Here is a 16290-nt window from a genome sequence, read left to right on the forward strand (position 1 = left end):
AGCGGGATGCCGGGAAAGAGCCGCCGGGGCGTCAACTCCCCGGCGGCATGGACCGGTGAGACGTGGTAGTCTGGCCGCGGACACACCACCGCCAGCAGATGGGGACGGCCACCCCCGGCCGTCCGGAGACGCATGAAGCGACCGACCAAACGGACGGATACCCAGATCGACCTGTTCGTCGCACTGCCGGGCACCATCCCGACCTACGACCAGCAGGACACGATGGAGCTGCCCTTCTTCTCGCTGGCCAAGCCGACGCCGACGTCGCGCCGGTCGTCGATCGACTACCGGGCGACCGACGGCAATACCGAGATCCACATCAACGTCACGGCGCCCGAAAGCATCGGCGTCGCCACGATCTGGGATGCCGACATCCTGATCTGGGCCGCCAGCCAGCTGCGCGCCGCGCTGGACCGGGGGGAACCGACCTCGCCGACCATCCGGGTCTCGCTCTATGAATTGCTGCGCGGCATCGGCCGGCCGACCGGCGGCGACGAATATCGCCGGATCCTGAAGGCGCTGGAACGGCTGAACGCCACCTTCATCCGCACCAATGTCCGCAGCGGCCGCCGCCGCGACCCCAAGGGCTTCCACTGGCTGGAAAGCTATTCGGCGCCGCTGGATGAAAACGGCCGCTCGCTGGGCATCGAATTCACCATCGCCGACTGGCTGTACAAGGGCATCGTCACCGACCGGCTGGTGCTGAGCATCGACCGGTCCTATTTCCAGCTGTCGGGCGGAATCGAACGCTGGCTCTACCGCCTGATCCGGCGCTATTCCACGGCCAATACCCAGGGCTATGTCCTGCCGCTGCGCTTCCTGCACGAGACCAGCGGCACCACCCAGCGCTATGCCGATTTCGCCAAGGAACTGCGCCGCACCATCGCCCGCCAGCGCCTGCCGGGCTATTGGCTGGATCTGCGCACCCAGGAGGGCGTGGGCGAGGTGCTGTATTTCGTGGCCCGCGACCATCTGGCACCGGCCCTGCCGGCCCCGGAGGTGGAGGCGAACGGCCGCAAGCGCCGCAAGGCACCGGCGCCGGCACCCGAAACCGCCACCGATGCGCTGATGGAAACCACGGTGGAGATCCTGCAGCCCCCGGCCAGACCGCGCCGCAAGCCGGCCGCAGCCCGGCGTGGTGCGGGTGAGGATGGGGCAGGTGAGGGCGGGAGGGGCCAGGGCGGGACGGACCAGGCCGGGACGGGCCAGGCCGGGACAGTCAAGGGACCCGACGCCCCCGAAGCCGGCCGCTCCGCCCCCCGAAGCCGTCGCACGGCCGAGGCCGTTGCCGCACCCGCCGAAGGGGCCGAAACCCCGACAGACCGGCCGCTCACCGCCGATCTGCTCGACCAGGCGGTCACGGCGGCGGCAAAACCCGCGCGCAAGCCGCGCAGCACGACCCGTGGCACCACCGGCACAGGGGCCGGAACCCCGAAAAAACCCGCAACGACACGCAAACCACGTGCAGCCGGCGCAGCCAAGGGGGCGAAACCCCGATAGCCAGGGGCTTTCGCCACGCCGGGCCATACCGGCCGGCGGTGCCGTGTAAGATCTTGTACCTTCGGGATAAATTGCGTGCATCGGTCGCCGCCGCGCGGCGCGCCGCATCGCCGTCATGCACCGCCCGGGCCCTGCACCACACCTCTCACCGCCCGCAACGATGCCGGCCGGAGGGCCTGCCTGCGCGATCGCCATGCCCCTCAACCCCTTGAAGCAAAGGCAGCTTCCGGATATCGGCGGCATGCCGGGGGGCGAAACCCCGATAGCCCGGCGCCGGCTGCCACGACCGCCGCGCGCAGGATGTGGCGACGATACGACCATCATATGCAGTCACCAAAGACCGTTCCGGCGGCGTTCAGGGGCCGAAACCCCGATAGCCATCGGCCCGATATCCGGCATTCGGGGGCCGAAACCCCGGGAATCGGGGGTGGGGCAGGGGGGCGAACGGGGGCCGAAACCCCGGCAATTCCGCCGCGTCGGGGGGTAAAACCCCGTGTCGCGGGCCGATGGCCGCCCGTGGCGCCCCTCATCGCCCGAGCGGTGTGCCGGCCGCCGGACGGGTGAAACCTCTCTGTGGCCGCATTTTTTTTGCCGGGGGCCAAAACCCCGAGTCCGGTGCCACCGCGCCGGCGCCGCCCGCAGCGCGGCAAAAAACCGCCCCCGCACGGGCCGATTCGGGGTTTCGGCCCCCGGGGGCCATGGCCCCCCCCGTCCGGCCCGCCGACCTGCCCCCCGCGGGAGTCGGGCAGGAATCCAAGGCTCCCGCGCAAGGCCATCGGGCCGGGATCTCATACCCCCGCCATCAGACGCCTGACCACCCCGTGCCGGGGCGTTTCAAATGCAGCGAAGACTCCAGGGGCCGAAACCCCGATTCCTCTGGGGGCCGAAACCCCGATGGTTATTTGCGGAAATCATGTATTCGGGGCTTGACAGACGCGGGAAGGCATCCGGACTCGGCTTGACTCCAGGCTTTCGGGTGCGTTTCTCTTGTTGCTGACCGGAGTTGGACCGGTTTTCTCATGCGCGCCGTGAGTCTTCAGGGATGCCCCGGCATCCGGATGATTCCACATCAGGACCGTGCGGCCGCATATCACTGACGGGAGATCTGCCGATCATGACCCCGAAATGAGATAGTCCCGTTTACGAAGCCGCTTTGGGCGACACCGCAAACGGGACCGACCTCGACTGACAGACTGGCTCTCGCCGCCCTATCAGCACCGTGACAAGTCTGATTCTAGGCGGAATAGCTGCTGTTTTCAAGCGCTGACAAGGCGTTGACGGTCTTCCTTTGCCTGTCGTCCGGATGTGACACCGCGGATCACCAGATCCGGCCGGGAGTGTTTTGTCGTGTCCGACATGTCTGAACCGACCCGCCTCGGCTGGCTGCACAGGGTGCAGCGAGGCCGGGAGACGGATGTTTACGGCCTGGCCCTTGCCGCCAGCCTGAGCGTGCTTGCCGATGACGACCATATCGTGCGGGCCAGCCTGCGCGAGCTGGCCGAAACCGCCCGCATCAGCCCCAAAACCGCCGGCGACCGGCTGCAACGCCTGGCCGAAGACGGCCTGCTGACGCTGGTCGAAACCGGCGCCACCGGCGGCCATCAGCCGCGGCGCTTCTATCGGCTCGCCATGGCCGCGGGACTGGCGGCCGCCCGCGGGGTATCATGCCCCCACCCGCCTGCAACAACGCCGGCCGTGTCGGCGCCGAAGCCCACGGCACTGGCGGCAGATCCGGCGCCGATCGTCGATCCGATGATCCGCCTGGTCAGCCGCATTCAGCAGGCCGCCGCGGCCCCGGGCTGGAAGCGCGTCAAGGCCGCGGCCGCGGTGGCCGCCGCCGTGGAGACCGCCGGCCTTGCCGCCGTCGAGGCCTTTGCCGACCGTCTGGGCCAGGGCCCGAAGCGCCCGGCCTATGACATCGCGGTCGCGCTCTCGCAGCTGGCCGAGCCTGGATCGGCGACCGCGCCGCAGACCCCGGCCGATACCTGCGCCCCAGGCGGCGAGGCGGAGGCCGAGGCCGCCCCGCCCGCCCCGCCCGCCCCGCCCGCCCCGCCCGCACCTTCCGCACCGCCGCTGCCCGCCGCCTATCGGGCCGAAGCCGAAAGCCTGGTGGTCCTGGCCGGGCTCGACCCCGCGCGCCGGCGCACGCTGGATGCGCTGGTGACCGCAAGCGGCCGGCCGGCCCCCTGCTGGGGCCTGCGCGACGCCACGGTCACGGCCATCGGCCGGGCGCTGGCAGAGGCCGATGCCGGCCGCCTGACCATCCCCGCCGCCGCGGCCACCCTCCGCCACGACCTGCGCCCCAGACCCGCCTGTCAGGCCACCCTGGCGCCCATAGGACTCACCAGGAACAGGACTCTTCCTTCAAGACCTTATCCGGATCCGGATCCGGAACCCGACTGGATGAAACTGGCAGGAATGACCGGCCCCATCCGTGGTCGGCCAGCCATCGAAGGCTGGATCCCGGGATAAGGCCGATGGCTGTGACACCGGCCTTATCCTCCGGCCGGCCGCCCCGATATGCACGCGTCGGAGGACGCAATATCCTTGGGGTTGTTTATGTAAATCAATTTGAAATTTATGCGCTTGGTACCCTTACCGGCCTGCCCTAGACTGCCCGTGTCGGCCGCTTTTCCGGCGTGCCGGTCAGGCAAGGGCGATCCGCGCCCCGCCAATCACGGAGGAGTAGAGGCATGTCGGCTGGCCCGATCGAACGAACCGTCATCATCCGCCACAAATCCACCGGCCGCCTGCTCGGCCTCTCGACCCTTGAGGTTGCGCCCGGCCAGATGGTGTCGCTGATCGGCCTCACCGACGAGGATGGTGTGCGCAACAGGGCAGAGGTGATCTGGAAGCTGGTCGGCGAGCCGCCGATCTCGCAGGAACTGGCCCTGATCAACGAAACCGCCGGGGCCTATGTCGGTGTCGACCCCACGGTACACGACACCCATGAGATCCACACCCTCAACGCCGTGGCCATCGGCCTTGTCGCCGGGGAGGAGCCGCCCGCCTTCCTGATGGAGGTCAGCAGAACCGGCCAGCTGTTCAGCCTGGGCCACACCCAGTATCTCAACCTGCGCCGGCTGGGCGCGGTGACCGCGGTCTGGGCACCGATGGCCAGCCCGGCCGAGGAGGTCGAGGCGGAATTCGAGTGGGAGATCATCGCGATCGACTGACCGCGATCTGCCGGCGGCCTGATGCCCGGCACTCACGCCGCCGGCGGCACCTCATCCCCCCACAGCTCGGGCCGGGCGATCACCCGGGCGCGGAAGGCGGCTTCCGCCGCCGGCGTCAGCTGCCGGTCGGTATAGGTCTGATAATAGATCGGCAGCAGCGACAGGCGGACCGACATCGGCTCGCGGACGTCGAGGGCGTAATAGCCCATCTGGATGAAATAGAAATTCCGCGCCCGGATCTCGGCCTGCCCGGCATCGAAGCCGTGGTGGGCATACATGTCGACCAGGGCTTTGAGACGGGTCTGGTCGGCCGCGCGGATCGTATCCTGGATGGCCGGCATGCCGCGCGCCCAGTCGCGCACCGCGAAATCGAGCCTGGGGTCGAACCGCTCCGGATCCAGCCAGACCTCGAACAGCGCCAGGATGCAGGCTTCCAGCGTCGGGCCTGCCGTGGCCGCGCGCAGGATCGCATCGGTGTTCTTCAGGTTCCAGACCTCCAGCATCGCCTCCAGCAGCGCCGCCCGATCCTGGAAATGCCAGTAGAAGCTGCCGCGGGTCACCCCCAGCCCGTCGGCCAGCCGCGTGATGCGCACGGCATCGACCCCGCTTTCCACCAGCATCTGCAGCGCCTTTTCAAGCCAGTCCGCCCGGCTCAGGCGCGGCGCGCGTGCGTCGTCTTCGGGCATGCTCACCTGCTCGATCAGCCGGCGGTTCGTCATTGACGTCTCCATACAGGTCTGTATTGTTCAAGACATAAGTGTACGGTGTCGGGCGCTCTCTGGCCAGAGTCTCCATAACGAAGACGTGGCTCCACAACGAAGACGTGACACCACAGCAAAGACGGCAACCGGGGGGAAGGGAGAGATGACGGTGCAGGTGAAATCGCCACCCAGGGTGATGCGGTTCGACGGGTTGCGCTTCGAGCCCCGCTTCGCCTTCCCCGAGATGGCCCGCGTGGTGGAAGTGGCGGGGGCGGAAGACGGCAGCGCGCTTGCCGGCGGCTTCGCGCGCTTCTCCGGCGCCCGGATCGCGTGGCAGCTGCGGTATGACGAGCTGATCCTGGTGCTCGACGGCCGGCTTGTGGTCGAAACCGCGGACGGCCGGCTGGAGGCCGGGCCCATGGATACGATCTGGCTGCCGGCCGGCACCGATCTGGTCTACAGCTCGGAAAACGCGCTGGTCTGGTACTGCCTGCAGCCGGCCGGCTGGTCGCGGGAGATGGATGCGGCGGGGGGCCGGGCATGACCGCCATCACCCTGCTGCCCGAGAACGACCGCACGAACGGCTGGAGCGCCGATCTGCCGCCGCGCCGGCCGAAGCCGCCGCTCGGCCGCGACGTCACCGCCGATGTCGTGGTGATCGGGGCCGGTTTCGCCGGGCTCGGCGCCGCGCGCCGGCTGGCGGAGCTCAGGCCCGATGCGAAGATCGTGGTGCTGGAAGCGGGCCAGCTGGGCGAGGGCGCCTCGGGCCGCAATTCCGGCTTTGCGATCGACCTGCCGCATAATGTCGGCTCGTCGCTGGAAGAACTGGCCAAGGGCCTGGCCTATAAACGCCTCGCCCGTGCCGGCATCGCCTCGCTCAAAGACACGATCACCCGCCACGGCATCGATTGCGACTGGAGCGAAGACGGCAAATACCACACCGCCTCGTCGGATCGCGGCGCGGACGAGGTGCTGCGGCCGACGGTGGCGGAACTCGTCCGGCTGGGCGAGCCTCATGAATGGCTGGACCGCGCGGCGACCGCCCGCCGCCTCGGCACCCGCCATTTCGCCGCCGCGGTCTTCACCCCCGGCACGGTGCTGGTCAATCCGGCGGCGCTGACTCGCGGTTTGGGCGACAACTTGCCCGAGAATGTCGACCTTTATGAAGGCACCCCGGTTGTAGATGCCGAATTCGGCACGACCGTGGTGCTGAAAACGCCCGGCGGCAGCCTGCGCGCGCCCAAGGCCATTCTGGCGGTGAACGGGCTGGCGATGCGGTTCGGCTTCTGGAAAGGCCGGCTGCTCAACTTTGCCGCCCATGCCAGCCTGACCCGGCGGCTGACTGTGGCCGAACAGGCGGCGCTGGGCGATATCCGGCCCTGGGGATCAACCCCCGCCAATGCCTTCGCCGGCATCACCATGCGCTACACCAACGACCGGCGGATCCTGATCCGGCAGAACATCCACTACTGCCCGGGTATGCGTCAGCCCGATGCCCGCCGCACGCAGATCCGCACCAACCATCAACGCCTGTTCGACCAGCGTTTCCCGATGCTGAAGGGCGTGCAGATGGAACATACCTGGACCGGCTTCATCTGCCTGTCGCGCAACGGCGCCCCCGGTTTCGGCCGGGTGGCCCCCAATGTCTGGAGCGCGGTCTGCCAGAATGCGGTCGGCATCGCCAAGGGCACGATCGGCGGCCGGCTGGCGGCCGCCATGGCGCTGGGCGAGGACGAGCCGCTGATCGCGGACATGGTGAGCCTCGGCACCCCGAGCCGCTTGCCGCCGCGCCCCTTCCTCGACATCGGCGTGCGGTCGCGCTTCGCGCTCGAAATCTTCGCCAATCGTCACGAGGCCTGAGGCTGTGATTGCCTGCGCGCCCTGGACGATTCGTCTTTACAAGACCTGCGCCGTCGATCACCGGAAATTCGCGGCAGATCCAGGCCTTCTGACAGTCTTCACGCGGACAGGAACCTGGATCCCCGCCTTCGCGGGGATGACGGTATAGAGGATGTACACAGGTTGTCCGGTGCAGAAGCTGACAGGGGCGGGGGTTGAGAACATAGAACGGGTGCCGGATCTTGAATCGGATACTGTCGATGTCCTGAACGGCCACCGATGTTCTTTGCGCAACACTCACCACCGTCATCCAGGACGTCGGCAGGTGCGGGGCGGGAGAGGGGAGCCCGAGACCGGCAGTCGACGGCGTTGACCATCCACACAAAGACGATCCGCAACAGGATCGCATCCATGTGATCAGGGAGGATACCCGCATGACCATCAGGACGATGCTGGCCGGCGGCGCATTGCTGGCGCTGGCCGCGACCGGGCTTGCCGCAGCCCCGGCCCGGGCGGTGACGCTGAAGCTTGCGACCGATTCCGGGGCCAAGGGCTCGGATGCCGGCAATGCGATCGAGGCCTGGGCCGAAAAGATCAGGGCCGGCACGAAGGGTGAGCTCGATGTCCAGGTCTTCTACCAGAACGAACTGGGCGGCCAGCAGGAAGTCTTCGACCTGCTGATGGCCGGCGATGTCGACCTGATGCTGAACTGGCCGATGACCTCTTACGATCAGCGGATTTCGCTGATCTACACGCCCTATATGTTCACCGACTGGCCCGAGGCGCTGAAGGCCTATGGGCCGGGCGGCTGGCTCCACGCGGCCCTGGGCGACATCTATGGCGATATCGGGCTGCGCTTCCTGGGCGCCTGGCCCGAGGGCTTCAACGGCGTCGCCACCCGCGGCGGCCATGCCACCACGATCGAGGCCGCGAAGGCGTTCAAGGTGCGGGTGCCGCCGGTGTCGCCCTTCACCGAGACCGTGGCGGCGATGGGCTATCAGACCGCGACCGTCGATTGGGGGGAGCTGTATTCCGCCATCCAGACCGGCGTGGTCGATGGCGAGGCGGCCAATGTCATCTTCTACGACGTCACCTATTTCGGCGATGTGCTGACCGATTACGTCCACACCCGCCAGCAGTTCCTGACCGGCATCCTGACCGCGAACGAGGAAAGCTGGCAGGAGCTGACGCCGGCACAGCAGACCGTGGTGGCAGAGGCCGCGCGTCAGGTGATGGTGGCGCAGTTCGACGCGGCTAAGGCGGCGGACGAGGCCCATGTGGCCGCGTGGAAAAAGCTGGGCCATACCTATGTCGAACCCTCGGCCGAAGAGCTGGCGGCCCTGACCAAAGCGGTACGCGCCGCCGTCTGGCCGGGCATGGAAAAGGTGCTGGGGCCCGAGCTGATGGCCCGGGTGCGCGCGCAGACCGGCAACTGACCGGCGGCCCATCCCGCCCCTCTCGCCCCGTCCCGCCCGCCATCTTTGGGGGTTGTGCCCGTGATCACCTTCCTCGCTGCGCTGGACGGGGCCTTTGCCCGCGTCCTCAACCTGCTCGTGCTGATCACCAGCCTTGTCGTCACCGCCGCCCTGGTGCTGCTGGTGACGGCACGGGCCGGGTTCGACCTGCCGCTCACCGGCATGCACGAGGCCAGCATGCTGGCCGCCATGTGGCTCTACATGGCCGGCGCCACACTCGCCACCCGCAATGGCCGCCATCTGACGGTCGATTTTCTGGCGACCGGCCTGACCGGCCGGCGGGCGCGGGCGATCCACGGGCTGATCATCGCCGCGATCACCGCCGTGGTGGCGGGGTTCTTCTGTTTCTGGGTGTGGAAGATGTTCGCCTGGGGCATGAAGCGCCCGCAGACCATCCCGGTGCTGGGCCTGCCGCTCTGGCTGGCCCAGGCACCGCTGGCGCTGGCCGCCGTCACCGCCGTGCTCTATGCGCTGCGCGACATGGCGCGCGCCGTCTGCATCTTGGGCCGGCCGGGCGAGGGGGGCTGACATGGATGCGCTCGCAGCCCTTCTGCTCCTTCTGGTCCTGCTCGGCATCGGCCTGCCGGTGGCCTGGTCCTTCGCGGCGGTGGTGGCGGCGCTCGCCGTCATCTACGACGCCAATTTCAACACCCTGATGCTGCAGGGCTTCCGCTCGCTCGACGGGGTCATTCTGCTCGCCCTGCCGCTTTTCGTGCTGGCGGGCTATCTGATGCAGTCGGGCGGCATCGCCGACCGGCTGGTCGCCTTCATCGAACTGCTGGTCGGCCGCCGCCGCGGCGGCATGGGCAGCGCCATGGTGGTGACCTCGGGCGTGTTCGGCGCGATGGCGGGCACGGCGACCGCGGCGGTCGCGGCCATCGGCACGCTGATGATCGACCCGATGGAAAAGCGCGGCTATTCCCGCGGCTATGCCGCGGCCCTGCTCGGCATTTCGTCGCTGCTGGGCATTCTGATCCCGCCCTCGATCACCATGATTCTGTTCGCGGTGGCGACCCAGCAATCGGTCGCGGCCTGTTTCGCGGCCTCGATCGTGCCGGGGCTGCTGTTGATGGTGGGGTTGATCCTGTTCAACCGCAGCCAGATCGGCCGCCATATCCACGAGATCCGCAGCGATTGCCGGCAAAGCCCGGCCGAAAAGCTGGGCGTGTCGGTCCGCGCCCTGCCGGCGCTGTCGATGCCGGCGATCATCATCGGCGGCATCTATGGCGGGCTGTTCACGCCCACCGAAGCCGCGGCCTTCGCGGTGCTGGCCGCCGTGCTGATCGGTCTTTTCGTTTATCGCGACATGACGCCGGCAAAGCTCCGCCAGGCGACCATCGATGCGGCCGAGACCACCGGATCGATCATCATCATCCTGCTCTTCTCGTTCATCATCGGCCGGATGCTGGTCGCCGGCCGGGTGCCGCAGGATCTGGCGGCGCTGGTCGCCGCGGTGGTGTCGGATCCGGTGATGATCATGATCCTGGTGAACGTTTTCCTGATCCTGGTCGGCGCGCTGATCGACGACGTCTCGATCACCGTGGTGATCGCACCGCTGCTGCTGCCGCTGATGGTCTCGGTCGATGTCCACCCGGTGCATTTCGCCGCCATCGTCGGCACCTCGGTGGTGATCGGCGCCAACAGCCCGCCGATGGCGCCGCTGCTGTTCATGGCCTGCCGGATCGGCGGGGTTTCGGCCCAGCACGCCGTGGGGCCGGCGCTCAGGATGATGGCCTGGGTGGCCCTGCCGGTGCTGCTGCTGACCAGCTTCATCCCCGCCCTGTCGCTCAGCCTGCCGCGCTGGCTGGGGCTGCTCTGAACGGCGGTTCCGCGCCGCTCAGGCAGCATCACCCGCCGCCCCGCCATCGCGCTCCAGCCGCTGCTTCAGCGCCATCATCACCCGATGTGCGGTTCGCAGCTCGTCCAGGGTCAAGCCCTCGGCCAGGGCGTCGATCTGCGGGTCGTAGAGGCGGAGCGCCTCGTCATAGACCGCGCGGCCGCGGGGGGTGAGAACCACCAGCTGCGCGCGTTTGTGATGGGGGTTGGGCGCGAAGGCGACGATGCCCTCTTTCGCCAGATCATTGACGATCCGCTGCACGTTCTGGCGATTGGCGCCCAGATCGCGGGCCAGCCAGGCCACCGGCTGGGGCCGGTCGGCATAGACGATCGCGCCTAGAATCTGCCAGCGCGCGCTGGTCAGCCCCAGCGGCGCCACCAGCCGGTCGCCCCAGGCGAGCGTCAGATTGTTCACCCGGAACAAAGCCAGGATCAGATCGGTCAGGGCCGTGGCCCTGGCGGCATGCTGGTCATCGGACATGCGTCATCCTGCGAGCTGATTGACACTCTGCGCATTAATTGACATCATGATGTCAATTAGTCATGTAGATGACGCTAGCGCGTCTGCCCATCCCGGGCAAGCCCCGGATGCCGGCGGCGCCGATGGGGAGACCCTGTCCCGATGAAGGCCGCCCTGATGAAATCTGCCGCACTGGCACGCCGCATCCACCCGATCGCCGGCACCATCGCCCTGCTGACCATCGCAAGCTTCTGGCTGGCCACGGTCGCCGCCGAAATCTGGGGCAGCGCCGCCACCGTCGCCCTGGTCAAGACCGCCATCCCCTGGGGGTTCCTGCTGCTGGTGCCGGCCCTGGCGGTAACCGGCGGGTCGGGTATGGCGCTTGCGAAGGGGGGGCAGGCCGGAGGAGGGCTGGTGGCGCGCAAGCGCAGGCGCATGGCGATCATCGCCGCCAACGGCATGCTGGTGCTGATCCCCTCGGCCCTGTTCCTGGCCGCCCGGGCCGGGGCGGGGCGGTTCGACACCGGCTTCGTGCTCGTCCAGGCGATCGAGCTGATCGCCGGGGCGGTCAACCTCACCCTGCTCTGCCTCAACCTGCGGGACGGGATCCGGATGGCGCGGGGGCGGAAAGCCCTGCCGTCTGGTTGACTATGGCGGGCAGCCATCGCATATGGCGATCGGGGTGGGAACGGCACAGGGATGCGGCGATGGCTCCGGCAGTGGCTGCCCGGCGTGAGGGCGATACGTTTCAGGCACGCATCTTCTGGTTGCATGCCGCCCTCCTGCTCGACCCGGAGAGCGGGGTGAGCCGCGTGGGTTTCGAAACCGGGCCCAAAAGTTTCGACGATATCCGGATCGTCTATGATCCGGCGCGGTGTCCGAACGATCATTACGGCAAGCCAGTGCTGCGCGAGCACATCCAGTGCAAATGGCATGTGACGCAAGGAAGCTACGGCTATGCCGATCTCGTCGACCCGGCCTTCATCAATGCGAGCACGCGATCATTCCTGCAACGCGCCCATGACGCCCGGCGTATGGTCGGCTCTGAAGGCATCGGTGCCCCCGAAGACGTCGGTATCCGCTTCAAGCTGCTCAGCAACTGGATGCTCGAAAGGACCGATCCGCTGCGCGATCTGGTGAGCCAGCGCTCCGGCGGCATCCGGCGGGAGACGCTCTACAGCTCCCGCACCGACAACAGCCGGTTCGGCAGGGTCCGCAAGGCCTGGCGGGAGCATCTGAAAATCAAAGAAGATGAGCTGTGGTGTCTGGCGCAGACGCTCGCCTTCGGGTACGACCCCCGAAGCCTCGACGAACTTCGCGGCGATCTGGACGAGCGGTTCGCCCGGGTCGGGCTGCGCCGGATCCCGGCCAACGAGAACGCCTTCCCTTATGATGATCTGGTCTTCCAATGGCTGGCCCAGGGACGCCGCGATTTCGATCGCGCCGGCTTTCGCGAGGCCTGCGCGCGCGAGGATCTGTTGCGCCCGGCCCAGGGCGGGCGATCGGTCTATGGCGTGAAATCCTTCGAACACGACTTCGACCGGCTTGAGGAACACTGTCATGCGGTTCTCGACCTCGTGCCGGCCTTCGACGCGCGGTATATCCGGCAGGACGATGACTGGAGATCCACTCTCTACCCCAGGCTCAAGACCTTCCTGAGCGATGCGGCCAGGGCGGAGCCGCGGCTGAGGCTGGCGCTGGACGCCCACACCACCCTGGCCTTCGCGGCGGGATCGATCATTCACGTCAAGGCGGGGCGCGAGGTGGAACTGGAGCAGCGGGTCGCCGGCCGGCAGATCTGGGCCGCCGATGACCAGGCACCCGATCCGGCCTGGCCGACATTTGCGACCGAGACGGTGGAGCTTCGTCCGGATCAGCCCGATATCGCGGTCGCGCTGGGCCTGACGCACGATGTTGCGGCAGACATGCGTGCCTATGTCGAGGCCAGCCTGCCCCAGGTGGGGCGATTGCTGATCCTTCGGCCGACGACAGGGCCGGGCAGGCAGTCGGTTGCCTGTGGTCGTCACGCGGCCGGGCTGGCCGATGCCGCGACGGATGCGGTTCGTGCCGCAAGGGCCGGCGGCGGCGGGCTCGTCCATCTGTTCATTGCAGCACCCAACGCCTTCACCTTCTTTCTGGGCCAGCGCCGCACGGCGCTCGGCACCGTGCGGCTCTACGAGTTCGATTTCGATGGTGACGGCAACCGATCCTACATGCCGGCGCTGACATTGCCCCTGTCGTCCGCACCCTCTGCCGGCGATCCCGCCAGCGCCTCCAGCGCCATGCGGCGATAGGTGGCGACCAGGCGGTCGCCTTCCTCTGGGGGAACGGCGATGGCAAGCCGCATGGTCGCCTCGCCCAGATGCATCACCAGGAAGGCGGTGGCCTCCACCGCGGCCGGGTCGGCCCCGGGGCGGATGCGGCGGATGGTGTCGGCCAGAAGGCGGGCGTTCAGCCGGCTTTCCTCGATTTCCATCTCGCGCAGCAGCTTGTCGGCCTGCATGCCCGACCAGATGTCCGAAATCACCGGATCGGCCCGGAACAGGCCGTAATATTCATCGATCAGCGCGCCGAAGGCCGCGAGCAGGCCGGCTTCGTCGGCGACGGGTTCCAGCCCGGCGCGGATGCAGGCCCGGCTCTCTTCATTGCAGCGCATCGCCAGCATCCGGATGATCGCCGCCTTGTCGGGAAAGAACTGGTAAAGCGAGCCGATCGGCACACCCGCGCGTTCGGCCACCTGCGCCATGCGCAGCCCGTCGGTGCCGTCGGCGGCGATGATGTCCCGCGCGGCCAGAAGCATGCGCTCCACCCGCTCGCGGCTGCGCTGCTGGGTGGGCATGCGCCGTGGCGCGGCGCGGTCTGCCGTGGTCGTCACCGGGTTCCGCTCTCCCTCTGATTTTCCGGCTTGACCCAGAATACGAGTCTGGCTCATGTTTTTCAATATGAGAGTTACTCATGTTTTGGGGAGAGGCGACCATGACCACGAGCGGGATGACGCATGAGGGGATCGTCGCGGACCGGCGGCCGGTGCTGGTGACCGGCGGTACCGGCAAGACCGGGCGGCGGGTGGCGGCGGGGCTGCGGGCGCGGGGCTGGCCGGTGCGGATCGCCGCGCGCAGCGTGGTACCCGCCGCAGATGCGGTGCGGCTGGACTGGGCGGACCGGGCCGGCTGGCCGGCGGCGCTGGACGGCGTGGGCGCGGTCTACATCGCCTATGCGCCCGATCTGGCGGTGCCGGGGGCGGTGGACGACATCACCGCCTTCGCCGCGGCGGCGCGGGCGGCGGGTGTCGGCCGGATCGTGATGCTGTCGGGCCGCGGCGAGCCGGGGGCCGAGGCCGCGGAGCGTGCGCTGGCTGCGGCGGGGCAGGAGGGGGCCGGCCGGGATGGGGCGGGCTTCGCGTGGACGGTGCTGCGCGCCAGCTGGTTTGTGCAGAATTTCACCGAAGGCCTGCTGGCCCAGGCCCTGGCGGCGGGGGAACTGGCCCTGCCGGTGGGCGATGTGCCCGAACCCTTCATCGATGCCGACGACATCGCAGAGGTCGCGGTGAAGGCGCTGACCGAAGACGGGCTGGGCGGCCGCATCCTGGAACTGACCGGCCCCCGATCGCTGAGCTTCGCCGCGGCCATGGCCGACATCACCCGTCTGACCGGCCGGCCGATCCGCTATCGCCGGATCCCGCTGGTCGATTTCCTGGCCGGGCTTCAGGCCCAGGGCGTGCCCGACGACATGCGCGACTTCCTGGCCTGGCTGTTCACCACGCTGTTCGACGGCCGCAACAGCGCCACAACCCCCACCGTCGCCGAGGTTCTGGGCCGGCCGGCGCGGGATATCACCGACCGAGCTGCTGCCGGATGGCCCTGAGCGTCGCCCGGCCATAGGGCGGTTTCAGCCCGGCCAGTTTCGCGATGTCGAGCCGCGACTGGCGATAGATCGCGCGGGCATGGCTGAAGGTGCGGAACCCGTCCCGGCCGTGATAGGCGCCCATGCCCGAGGGACCGATGCCGCCGAAGGGCAGGTCTTCCTGGCCGATATGGAAGATCACATCGTCCAGCGTCACACCGCCTGAGACGGTGCGGTCGAGCACGCGCCGGCGTTCGGCCGCATCGCTGCCGAAATAATAGAGGCCAAGCGGCCGGTCGCGGCGGTTGACCTCGGCGATCGCGCCGTCGATATCGCCATAGCGGCGGAGCGGCAGGATCGGGCCGAAGATCTCTTCCCGCATCAGGATCATGTCGTCGGTGACGTCGCGGACGATATGCAGCGGCATCTTACGGCTGTTGGTGGCAGTGAAATCCTCGCCCGCCGGGTTCACCGTCTCGATCCGTGCGCCCTTGGCCCGGGCATCCTCCAGCCAGTCGGTCAGGCGCTGGTGATGGCGGTCGTTGATGATGGCGGTGTAATCGGGGTTGTCGATCAGGCGCGGATACATCGTGGCCGCCGCCCGCTTCAGCCCCTCGACCACCTGGTCCTCGCGGTCTTCGGGCACCAGCATGTAATCGGGGGCGAGGCAGGTCTGGCCGGCATTCATCATCTTGCCGATCACCACCCGTTCGGTGCTGCGGGCGATATCCGCCGACGCCCCCAGGATCACCGGCGATTTGCCGCCCAGTTCCAGCGTCACCGGCGTCAGATTGCCGGCGGCGGCATGCAGGACCTCGCGGGCGATGCCGGTGGCGCCGGTGAACAGCAGGTGGTCGAAGGGCAGGGCGGCGAAGGCCCGGCCGGTCTCGGGCCCGCCCGACATGAAAGCCAGCTCGTCGGCGGCGAAATAGCGCGGGCAGAGCGCGTCGAACAGGGCGGCGGTGCGCGGGGTGAATTCGCTGGTCTTGACCATCGCCCGGTTGCCGGCGGCCAGCACCCCCGCCAGCGGTGCCATCACCAGATTGACCGGATAGTTCCAGGGCGCGATCACCCCCACCACGCCCTTGGGCTGGTATTCGACCCGACCGCTGCCGCCCAGCAGGCCGAGCGGAAAGGTCACCTGCCGCCGTTCCGGCCGCATCCAGCGCGCCAGATGGCGGCGCGCGTGGCGCAGGGCCATGACCGAGGCCATAATGTCGGTCATCATCGACTGCTCGCGGCTGCGATGGCCGAAATCCTCGCTCATCGCCGCACAGAAGGCGTCGGCATTGTCGGTCACCAGCGCGATGGCGCGCGTCAGCCGGTCGCGGCGGATATCGGCCGCGACCGGCAGGGCGGCCGCGAAGGCCGCTTTCTGCGCCTGGAAGATGGTGGTCGGATCGGACATGGGGGTGGCCTCTCACGGCGGCAGGGGGCTCCATCTTCCCTGATCGCAGACG

15 protein-coding genes are annotated in these 16290 nt (G+C 68.5%); 11 read left to right on the forward strand and 4 right to left on the reverse strand.

Annotation, left to right across the window (positions count from 1 at the left end; all coding sequences use genetic code 11):
• Window positions 1-132 precede the first annotated feature (132 nt).
• From P7L68_RS03055 to P7L68_RS03065, 3 genes are all read left to right on the forward strand, one after another.
• Window positions 133-1500, forward strand: coding sequence for a replication initiator protein A (locus tag P7L68_RS03055; RefSeq protein ID WP_371999638.1), 1368 nt, complete (start codon window positions 133-135; stop codon window positions 1498-1500).
• Between the two features lie 1356 nt (window positions 1501-2856).
• Window positions 2857-3972, forward strand: coding sequence for a winged helix-turn-helix domain-containing protein (locus P7L68_RS03060; RefSeq protein ID WP_371999987.1), 1116 nt, complete (start codon window positions 2857-2859; stop codon window positions 3970-3972).
• Between the two features lie 221 nt (window positions 3973-4193).
• Window positions 4194-4676 (forward strand): hypothetical protein, encoded by a 483-nt coding sequence (locus P7L68_RS03065; protein WP_371999640.1) that lies wholly within the window; start codon window positions 4194-4196, stop codon window positions 4674-4676.
• A gap of 32 nt (window positions 4677-4708) precedes the next feature.
• On the opposite strand, the gene P7L68_RS03070 is transcribed toward P7L68_RS03065, so the two are convergent.
• A complete protein-coding gene (locus tag P7L68_RS03070) occupies window positions 4709-5395 on the reverse strand; it encodes a TetR/AcrR family transcriptional regulator (protein ID WP_371999641.1) in 687 nt (228 codons plus the stop codon).
• Between P7L68_RS03070 and P7L68_RS03075 the strand changes: the two genes are divergently transcribed.
• From P7L68_RS03075 to P7L68_RS03095, 5 genes are all read left to right on the forward strand, one after another.
• Entirely contained in the window at window positions 5361-5921 is a 561-nt protein-coding gene (locus tag P7L68_RS03075; RefSeq protein WP_371999643.1) for a hypothetical protein, read from the forward strand. The genes P7L68_RS03070 and P7L68_RS03075 overlap by 35 nt on opposite strands.
• Entirely contained in the window at window positions 5918-7237 is a 1320-nt protein-coding gene (locus P7L68_RS03080) for an NAD(P)/FAD-dependent oxidoreductase (RefSeq protein ID WP_371999645.1), read from the forward strand. Before P7L68_RS03075 ends, P7L68_RS03080 begins: the two co-directional genes overlap by 4 nt.
• 413 nt (window positions 7238-7650) lie before the next feature.
• Window positions 7651-8652 carry a TRAP transporter substrate-binding protein DctP gene (dctP, locus tag P7L68_RS03085; RefSeq protein WP_371999647.1) on the forward strand — a complete coding sequence of 334 codons (1002 nt, stop codon included), beginning with the start codon at window positions 7651-7653 and terminating at the stop codon, window positions 8650-8652.
• 60 nt (window positions 8653-8712) lie between these two features.
• Window positions 8713-9219: a TRAP transporter small permease gene (locus tag P7L68_RS03090; protein ID WP_371999648.1), complete on the forward strand. Its 507-nt coding sequence runs from the start codon at window positions 8713-8715 to the stop codon at window positions 9217-9219.
• Window position 9220: 1 nt separating this feature from the next.
• Window positions 9221-10510: a TRAP transporter large permease gene (locus P7L68_RS03095; protein ID WP_371999650.1), complete on the forward strand. Its 1290-nt coding sequence runs from the start codon at window positions 9221-9223 to the stop codon at window positions 10508-10510.
• A gap of 18 nt (window positions 10511-10528) precedes the next feature.
• Here P7L68_RS03095 and P7L68_RS03100 read toward each other — a convergent pair whose 3' ends face one another.
• Complete coding sequence (locus tag P7L68_RS03100; protein ID WP_371999651.1) at window positions 10529-11008, reverse strand: MarR family winged helix-turn-helix transcriptional regulator; 480 nt, start codon at window positions 11006-11008, stop codon at window positions 10529-10531.
• Window positions 11009-11149: 141 nt separating this feature from the next.
• Between P7L68_RS03100 and P7L68_RS03105 the strand changes: the two genes are divergently transcribed.
• Window positions 11150-11635 (forward strand): hypothetical protein, encoded by a 486-nt coding sequence (locus tag P7L68_RS03105; protein WP_371999652.1) that lies wholly within the window; start codon window positions 11150-11152, stop codon window positions 11633-11635.
• Between the two features lie 59 nt (window positions 11636-11694).
• On the forward strand, window positions 11695-13281 hold the full coding sequence (locus P7L68_RS03110) for an SAVED domain-containing protein (RefSeq protein ID WP_371999653.1): 1587 nt from the start codon (window positions 11695-11697) through the stop codon (window positions 13279-13281).
• On the opposite strand, the gene P7L68_RS03115 is transcribed toward P7L68_RS03110, so the two are convergent.
• Complete coding sequence (locus P7L68_RS03115; RefSeq protein ID WP_371999654.1) at window positions 13197-13862, reverse strand: TetR/AcrR family transcriptional regulator; 666 nt, start codon at window positions 13860-13862, stop codon at window positions 13197-13199. The two genes, P7L68_RS03110 and P7L68_RS03115, sit on opposite strands and share 85 nt — an antisense overlap.
• Before the next feature lie 101 nt (window positions 13863-13963).
• Between P7L68_RS03115 and P7L68_RS03120 the strand changes: the two genes are divergently transcribed.
• Window positions 13964-14851: an NAD(P)H-binding protein gene (locus tag P7L68_RS03120; protein WP_371999655.1), complete on the forward strand. Its 888-nt coding sequence runs from the start codon at window positions 13964-13966 to the stop codon at window positions 14849-14851.
• Here the strand turns inward: P7L68_RS03120 and P7L68_RS03125 are convergent.
• Complete coding sequence (locus tag P7L68_RS03125) at window positions 14820-16238, reverse strand: coniferyl aldehyde dehydrogenase (RefSeq protein ID WP_371999657.1); 1419 nt, start codon at window positions 16236-16238, stop codon at window positions 14820-14822. The two genes, P7L68_RS03120 and P7L68_RS03125, sit on opposite strands and share 32 nt — an antisense overlap.
• Window positions 16239-16290 lie beyond the last annotated feature (52 nt).

It is taken from the genome of Tistrella mobilis, assembly GCF_041468085.1.
Taxonomy (GTDB): domain Bacteria; phylum Pseudomonadota; class Alphaproteobacteria; order Tistrellales; family Tistrellaceae; genus Tistrella; species Tistrella mobilis_A.